Genomic DNA, 6,479 nt, shown 5'->3' on the forward strand with positions numbered 1-6,479 from the left:
AACTACGAGGTACGGACTTCATGAGCGACCACATCCAGCCCGACGGCTCGGCAGGCCCTGCCGAGCACGAGCACGGGGCGCTTGGCGATGCCGAGTACGCGGAGTTCATGGAGCTCGCCGCGGAAGAGGGCTTCGACGTCGAGGACATCGAGGGCGCGATCGAGGCGGCCGGCCACGGCCCGCTCCCGGTCCTCGCCGTCGTCGGCCGTCCGAACGTCGGCAAGTCGACCCTGGTGAACCGGATCATCGGCCGCCGGGAGGCCGTCGTCGAGGACAAGCCGGGCGTCACCCGCGACCGCGTCACCTACGAGGCCGAGTGGGCGGGCCGCCGCTTCAAGCTCGTCGACACCGGCGGCTGGGAGCAGGACGTCCTCGGCATCGACGCGTCCGTGGCCGCGCAGGCCGAGTACGCGATCGAGGCGGCCGACGCGGTCGTCTTCGTCGTCGACGCCAAGGTCGGCGCCACCGACACCGACGAGGCGGTCGTACGCCTTCTCCGCAAGGCCGGCAAGCCCGTCGTCCTGTGCGCCAACAAGGTCGACGGCATGAGCGGAGAGGCCGACGCCTCGTACCTGTGGGCCCTGGGCCTCGGCGAGCCGCACCCCGTCTCCGCACTGCACGGCCGCGGCACCGGCGACATGCTGGACGCCGTCCTGGAGGCGCTGCCGGAGGCTCCCGCGCAGACCTTCGGTACCGCGATCGGCGGCCCGCGCCGCATCGCCCTCATCGGCCGTCCGAACGTCGGCAAGTCGTCGCTCCTGAACAAGGTGGCGAACGAGGACCGTGTGGTCGTCAACGAGGTCGCGGGCACCACCCGTGACCCGGTCGACGAGCTCATCGAACTCGGCGGTGTCACCTGGAAGTTCGTCGACACGGCCGGTATCCGCAAGCGCGTCCACCTCCAGCAGGGCGCCGACTACTACGCCTCGCTGCGTACGGCCGCGGCCGTCGAGAAGGCCGAGGTCGCCGTCATCCTGATCGACGCCTCCGAGACCATCTCGATCCAGGACCAGCGCATCGTCACGATGGCCGTCGAGGCCGGGCGCGCGATCGTCCTCGCCTTCAACAAGTGGGACACCCTCGACGAGGAGCGCCGCTACTACCTGGAGCGCGAGATCGAGACCGAGCTCGCCCAGGTCGCCTGGGCGCCCCGGGTCAACGTCTCGGCGCGTACGGGCCGGCACATGGAGAAGCTCGTCCCCGCGATCGAGACCGCGATCGAGGGCTGGGAGGCACGTGTTCCCACGGGCCGGCTGAACGCCTTCCTGGGTGAGCTGGTCGCCGCCCACCCGCACCCGGTCCGGGGCGGCAAGCAGCCCCGCATCCTCTTCGGCACCCAGGCGGGCACCAAGCCGCCGCGGTTCGTGCTGTTCTCCTCCGGCTTCATCGAGCACGGCTACCGCCGCTTCGTGGAGCGCCGGCTGCGCGAGGAGTTCACCTTCGAGGGCACGCCGATCCACATCTCGGTGCGGGTGCGCGAGAAGCGCGGCCGGAAGAAGTAGCCGCACGGCACGTGTGCGCACATGGGTGAGGGCCCCGCAGAACTGCGGGGCCCTCACCCATGTGCCTCAGTCTTCCCGGTGACTCAGCGTTCCCGGCGCGGTCCGGGCGGGAGCGCCGCCGGGATCAGGCCGGTGGCGTGCTGCCGCGCCACCGGCTGCCAGACGGACGTGACGGTCTGGCTCTGGTGCGCGGACACCTGCCCCGTCTGGTGCTGCCCGACGTGCCGCATGCCGTACGCGGTCGGCGTGTACGCACCCGAGTTGTACGAGCTCGTGCTGAGCAGCCCCGTCCCGTGCAGGCCGGAACCCTGCAGGCCCGAGCCGTGCAGGCCCGAGCCGTGCAGACCCGAGCCGTGCAGACCCGAGCCGTGCAGACCCGAGCCGTAGAGGCCTCCGCCGTGGGGCCCGGTCCCGAAAGCCGTGAAGCCGAGCTCCTCCTCGCCACTGCGGTCGCCCGGCAGGGTCCGGAAGGCCTTGCGGAACTCCGCGAAGAGCGCGTCGTAGATCGGCGTGGCCGAAGGGGTGCCCGCGGTGTCCTGTACCGGCCGCATGGCCGGGATGGGGGACGTGTACGGCAGGCGGCGGGGGGAGTCGTAGGTGTGCACGTCTGTGCCAACGACCCCGCCGCCCTTCGGATGCGGCCGACGGTCCGCATTGGCCGGTCACCGGGGGTGTTTCCGGCGCATTCGTGGACCGGGGCCCGTGCTCAGGTGCCGGCCAGGGGCATCGCGCTCGCCACCAGCTGGCCTCCCGCGGCAGCCTTGTCGAGGGCCTGGCGCAGCAGGTCCTCGCGGGGCTGGCGGCCGATCGAGCCGACCGGGGCCGCGAACAGCAGCACCTGCTGGTGCTTGTTGGCGGCAGCGCGCCAGCTGTCGGTGACCTGGAGCGGCTGGTGGGCCTGCCACCAGGCGACGGGCGAGCCGCCGCCGGTGCCGGGCTGCAGGACCGCGTGCAGCTGGCCCATGGCGAGCAGCACGGACCAGCCGTGCAGTACGGGCGGCACTTCGGTGATCTGGCTCAGCGGCATGAAGCCCTGCTCGATGAGGAGCGGCAGGAAGTCGTCGCCCGCTCCTCCCGTCGTGCCGGGCCGGGCGATGCGTCCGGTCGGCTCGACGACGAGCGCGGGGTGCAGCTCGCCGCCGAGCAGGACGAGCCCGCTGGTGACTCCGAGGACGGCCTGCTCGGGCAGGGCCTCGGCGGGGCGCTCGTCCCCGGTGATGGAGTCGCCGGTGATGGAACGGACGGCGCCCTGCAGTTGCTCCTCGGTCACCTGGACGACCTGCGAGGGCAGGCAGGTGGCGTGGGCGAAGGCGAGTACGGCGGTCTCGTCGCCGATGAACAGGACGGTGCTGGTGCGCTCCTGTTCGGAGTCGCCCTGGGTGCGGCAGGACGTGCAGTCGTAACTGCCCGGGGCGTTCTCTCCGGCGAGCAGCCGGTCGGCTTCTTCGTCGCCGATCTCGGCGCGTACGTCGTCGCTGACGTCGAGCATGCGCGGCACGGGTGGCTCCTCGGGATGCGGTGCGTGGTGCGGCCGGGTGGCCCCCGGCCCATGAACCGGATGGGTTCCCGGCTCATGAAGAAGACAACGGGCGATCTGTGGCCGGAGTCACGCCCGAGAGCGAACGGAATCGAACCATCCTGCGCACAGGGTGAACCCGGCTGCGGAATCTGTTACTCCACGCCAACTTCTCGGGCGTCCAAGGAAGTTGATCCGGTGAGGTGAGTCACAGATCGTCAGGTCCGTTGGTCGACAAATCCGGAAATCAGCGAATGAAGCGGGTGTCTCAAATTCGCCGATACTCCCGGTAACGGTGAACTGGCCTGGAATGACAAGGAGTTGGTTGTGACCGGGCCTCCCGGCTCTCTACATTGCTCCGCCGTGTGCAACGAGCACCGCTCGGGTACGTCCGCCGACTGCACCGCAAGTCAGCCAGAAGTACGACCAGCATCACCACAAGCGCCACCAGTAGCACCAGCACCATCTCCGGCGGACGGGGTGAAACGGAAGGGCCGCGTCGACACGTGGGACCTTCCGTGCCGCCTTGGGGGAGCCCGGGTCCTTGGAGAGGGAACTACATGTCCGAATGTGCCGATACCACTCGTAAGACCCGCACCACGGCGGTCCTCGCCGGGGCGGCACTGCTCGCCCCGCTCGGACTGCTGGCCGCCACCGGCAACGCCGCGGCGGCGGACAGCGGAGTGTGGGACCGCATCGCCCAGTGCGAGAGCGGCGGCAACTGGCACATCAACACCGGGAACGGCTACTACGGAGGACTCCAGTTCTCCGCCGGCACCTGGCGCGCGTACGGCGGCTCGGCCTACGCGTCCACCGCCGACAAGGCATCCAAGGCGCAGCAGATCGCTGTCGCCACCAAGGTTCAGCGCGGACAGGGCTGGGGCGCCTGGCCCACCTGTTCGTCACGCGCGGGCGCGTCCGGCGGTGCGCCCGCGGCGTCCGCACCCAGCACCCCCACCACCAAGGCCGCCCCGTCGAAGCCGGCGAAGGCGCCGGACCGTTCGACGGGCCACACCGGCCGCGGCTCGTCCCGCGGCGACTACACCGTCCGCGGCGGCGACACGCTGAGCGCCATCGCGGCCCGGCACGGAACCACCTGGCAGCGGATCTACGCCGCCAACAAGGCCGCCATCGGCGGGGACCCCGACATGATCGTCCCCGGCCAGCGGCTGGAGCTGTGAGCCCGGGGCCCCATCCGGTCCTCCGACCGGGTGGGGCCCCGTCGGACGCCTGCGCGGCTCGCGGATGGGCCGTCACCACCCTGCCTAGCGTGGCCCGATGTCGATCAAGAGCATGCGGTACGCGGCTGTCGTCGCCGTCGTCCTGGCCGTACTCGCCCCCGAGGTGGCGGTCGCGGCACCACCGCCCGCGGGACCACCGCCCACGGCACCCGGTCCGCCGGTGCCGGGCCGGGCGCCCTACGACTGTGCCAAGGACCAGTGGCCGTGGGGCTGTCTCGCCCAGTGCGAGAGCAGTGGCCGCTGGGACGCGAACACCGGGAACAGGTTCTACGGAGGACTGCAGTTCTGGCAGCCCACCTGGAAGGCGTTCGGCGGACTGGCCTACGCGCCGCGCGCGGACCTCGCCACGCGCGACGAGCAGATCCGGGTCGCGGAGGAGGTGCTGCGCGTCCAGGGCTGGGAGGCGTGGCCCGTCTGTTCCAAGAGGTACAAGCTCAAGGGCCGGGCGCATGTCGTGAGGCCCGGCGAGTCGCTCGCGTCGATCGCCCGCCGGTACCGCGTCAAGGGCGGCTGGAAGGCGCTCTACAAGCTCAACCGGAAGATGGTCGGAGAGGACCCGGGGCAGCTGAATACCGGCACCATGCTGAAGCTGCCGAAGGGGGCGGGACCGGGACGGCTGGTCACTCCGGTGCTTCCTCCGGTGACTTCTCCGGCGGTCCCTCGGGGGGACGCTGCCACCGGCTCCCCGAGTCTCCCGGGCGTGTCGGACCTGGCGGACCCGGCGGACCCGCAGGCCCGTGCCGCCTCGACGCCTCTGCCGGTCCTGATGGGCCCGCCGTTGCCGAGGTAGCCCTCTCCGCCGTCTCCGTCGCCTCGCCGCCGAACACGACCGCGCCGCGCCGGAGTTCGTACACGATCGCCGTCCTTGCGCGCAGGCCGGGCGGCAGGCGTTGCTCGGCCACGATCACGCACGCGTCGAGGCCGCTCAGCAGCTCGTAGGTGCGGGCGGCGACCGTCGGGGACATGCCCTGTGCGGGTTCGTCGACGAGGACCACGCGCGCGCGTGCCAGGAGGGCGCGGGAGAGGGCGAGCATGCGCTGCTCGCCGCCCGAGAGGGTCCCCGCCTTCCTCGGGAGCAGGGAGCCCAGTTGGGGATACGCGTCCAGGGCGGGCGTGAAGTCCTGGCCGGGGGCGGCGAGTCCGAGGTTCTCGCGAACGGTGAGCGAACCGAAGACGGCACGGCGGTCCGGGACGAGGCACAGACCGCGGCGGGCCCGTTCGTACGCGGGCATTCCCGTGACGTCCATGCCGTCCCAGACCACGGCCCCGCGGGACAGGGGCACGGTTCCGGCGAGGGCGCGCAGCGCGGTCGTACGGCCCGAGCCGTTGCGGCCGAGCAGGACGGTGACGCCGGGGGCGGGCGCGTGGAGTGTCACCCCGTGGAGGGCCTCCAGCGGGCCATACCGCACGCGCGCGTGGCGCAGGGAGATCCCGGGCGCGCTCATCCGTCGACCGCCGTTCCGGGCCCTTGGTTTCCGTGGCTCCCTTGGTGCCCCTGGTGTGGTTCGAGCCGGTCGAGGCCTTCCAGTACGTGGTCGGCCGGGCCGGAGGCGACGACGCGGCCCGCCGTCATGACGTGCACGGTGTCGGCCAGGTCGGCCACGAGGTCCAGGTCGTGCTCGACGACGAGCAGGGCCGTACCGTCCGCGGCCAGCGCCCCCAGCACGCGGGCCAGCGCCGCCACCTCACCCGTGTCCAGCCCCGCCGCGGGTTCGTCGAGGAGCAGGACACGCGGGCTTCCCGCCAGGGCCCGCGCGAGTTCGACCCGCCGCAGGGTGCCGGTCGGCAGGCCCGCCGCCGGGAGCGCCCGTACGGCTCCGTCGAGCCCGAGCAGCCGCAGCATCCGTTCCACGGCCTCCGCGTCCACGACACGCCCCTGCTCGGCACCCACGCGTACGTTCTCGGCCACCGTCAGGGTCGGGAAGACGGCGAGTTGCTGAAAGGTGCGGGCGATACCGAGCCGGGTCCGGGCATGGGCGGGCAGCCGGGTGATGTCCCGCTCCCCGAGCCCGATCCGCCCGGCATCCGGCCGTACGGTCCCGGCGAGGCAGTGGAACAGGGTGCTCTTCCCGGCCCCGTTGGGCCCGACGACGGCTGTGATCCGGCCCGGGACCAGATCGAGGTCCACGCCGTCCAGAGCGGTGAACCCGTCGTAGGCGACGCGGAGGGCACGGGCGCGGAGCACGGGGAGGGCCGGTGTGGTGCGGTACGTCCGGGGGC

At 72.1% G+C, this 6,479-nt stretch carries 6 protein-coding genes and 1 pseudogene; 3 read left to right on the forward strand and 4 right to left on the reverse strand.

Annotated features, from left to right (window positions below; genetic code table 11):
• The first annotated feature begins 20 nt into the window (after nucleotides 1–20).
• Nucleotides 21–1,502, forward strand: a complete 1,482-nt coding sequence (gene der, locus AOK17_RS19565) for a ribosome biogenesis GTPase Der (RefSeq protein ID WP_055613798.1) — start codon at nucleotides 21–23, stop codon at nucleotides 1,500–1,502.
• Nucleotides 1,503–1,585: 83 nt separating this feature from the next.
• Here der and AOK17_RS51670 read toward each other — a convergent pair whose 3' ends face one another.
• Together AOK17_RS51670 and AOK17_RS19575 are read right to left on the reverse strand one after the other, a co-directional pair.
• Complete coding sequence (locus AOK17_RS51670) at nucleotides 1,586–2,053, reverse strand: hypothetical protein (RefSeq protein WP_245697240.1); 468 nt, start codon at nucleotides 2,051–2,053, stop codon at nucleotides 1,586–1,588.
• Nucleotides 2,054–2,208: 155 nt separating this feature from the next.
• The gene (locus tag AOK17_RS19575) at nucleotides 2,209–3,000 is read right to left on the reverse strand and encodes a hypothetical protein (protein ID WP_055613800.1); all 792 of its coding nucleotides are present in this window, start codon (nucleotides 2,998–3,000) and stop codon (nucleotides 2,209–2,211) included.
• Nucleotides 3,001–3,578: 578 nt separating this feature from the next.
• Here AOK17_RS19575 and AOK17_RS19580 point away from each other — a divergent pair.
• Both AOK17_RS19580 and AOK17_RS52305 read left to right on the forward strand, forming a co-directional pair.
• Nucleotides 3,579–4,199, forward strand: coding sequence for a LysM peptidoglycan-binding domain-containing protein (locus AOK17_RS19580; RefSeq protein WP_055613801.1), 621 nt, complete (start codon nucleotides 3,579–3,581; stop codon nucleotides 4,197–4,199).
• Between the two features lie 97 nt (nucleotides 4,200–4,296).
• On the forward strand, nucleotides 4,297–5,049 hold the full coding sequence (locus AOK17_RS52305) for a LysM peptidoglycan-binding domain-containing protein (RefSeq protein WP_063997262.1): 753 nt from the start codon (nucleotides 4,297–4,299) through the stop codon (nucleotides 5,047–5,049).
• Between the two features lie 13 nt (nucleotides 5,050–5,062).
• Here the strand turns inward: AOK17_RS52305 and AOK17_RS48580 are convergent.
• Both AOK17_RS48580 and AOK17_RS19590 read right to left on the reverse strand, forming a co-directional pair.
• A pseudogene (locus tag AOK17_RS48580) lies at nucleotides 5,063–5,704 on the reverse strand (ATP-binding cassette domain-containing protein); the annotation flags it as partial.
• The coding region (locus tag AOK17_RS19590) for an ABC transporter ATP-binding protein (RefSeq protein WP_157881361.1) at nucleotides 5,701–6,479 on the reverse strand (779 nt) is incomplete at its 5' end. The gene AOK17_RS19590 and the pseudogene AOK17_RS48580, both read right to left, overlap by 4 nt.

Origin of the sequence: Streptomyces phaeochromogenes (assembly GCF_001418655.1) — a bacterium.
GTDB lineage: Bacteria > Actinomycetota > Actinomycetes > Streptomycetales > Streptomycetaceae > Streptomyces > Streptomyces phaeochromogenes.

Excerpts from the sequence above, each read along its gene's own strand:
- AOK17_RS19580 (WP_055613801.1), top strand. The coding sequence starts at position 3,579 with ATGTCCGAATGTGCCGATACCACTCGTAAGACCCGCACCACGGCGGTC.
- AOK17_RS52305 (WP_063997262.1), top strand. The coding sequence starts at position 4,297 with ATGTCGATCAAGAGCATGCGGTACGCGGCTGTCGTCGCCGTCGTCCTG.
- der (WP_055613798.1), top strand. The coding sequence starts at position 21 with ATGAGCGACCACATCCAGCCCGACGGCTCGGCAGGCCCTGCCGAGCAC.
- AOK17_RS51670 (WP_245697240.1), bottom strand. The coding sequence starts at position 2,053 with ATGCGGCCGGTACAGGACACCGCGGGCACCCCTTCGGCCACGCCGATC.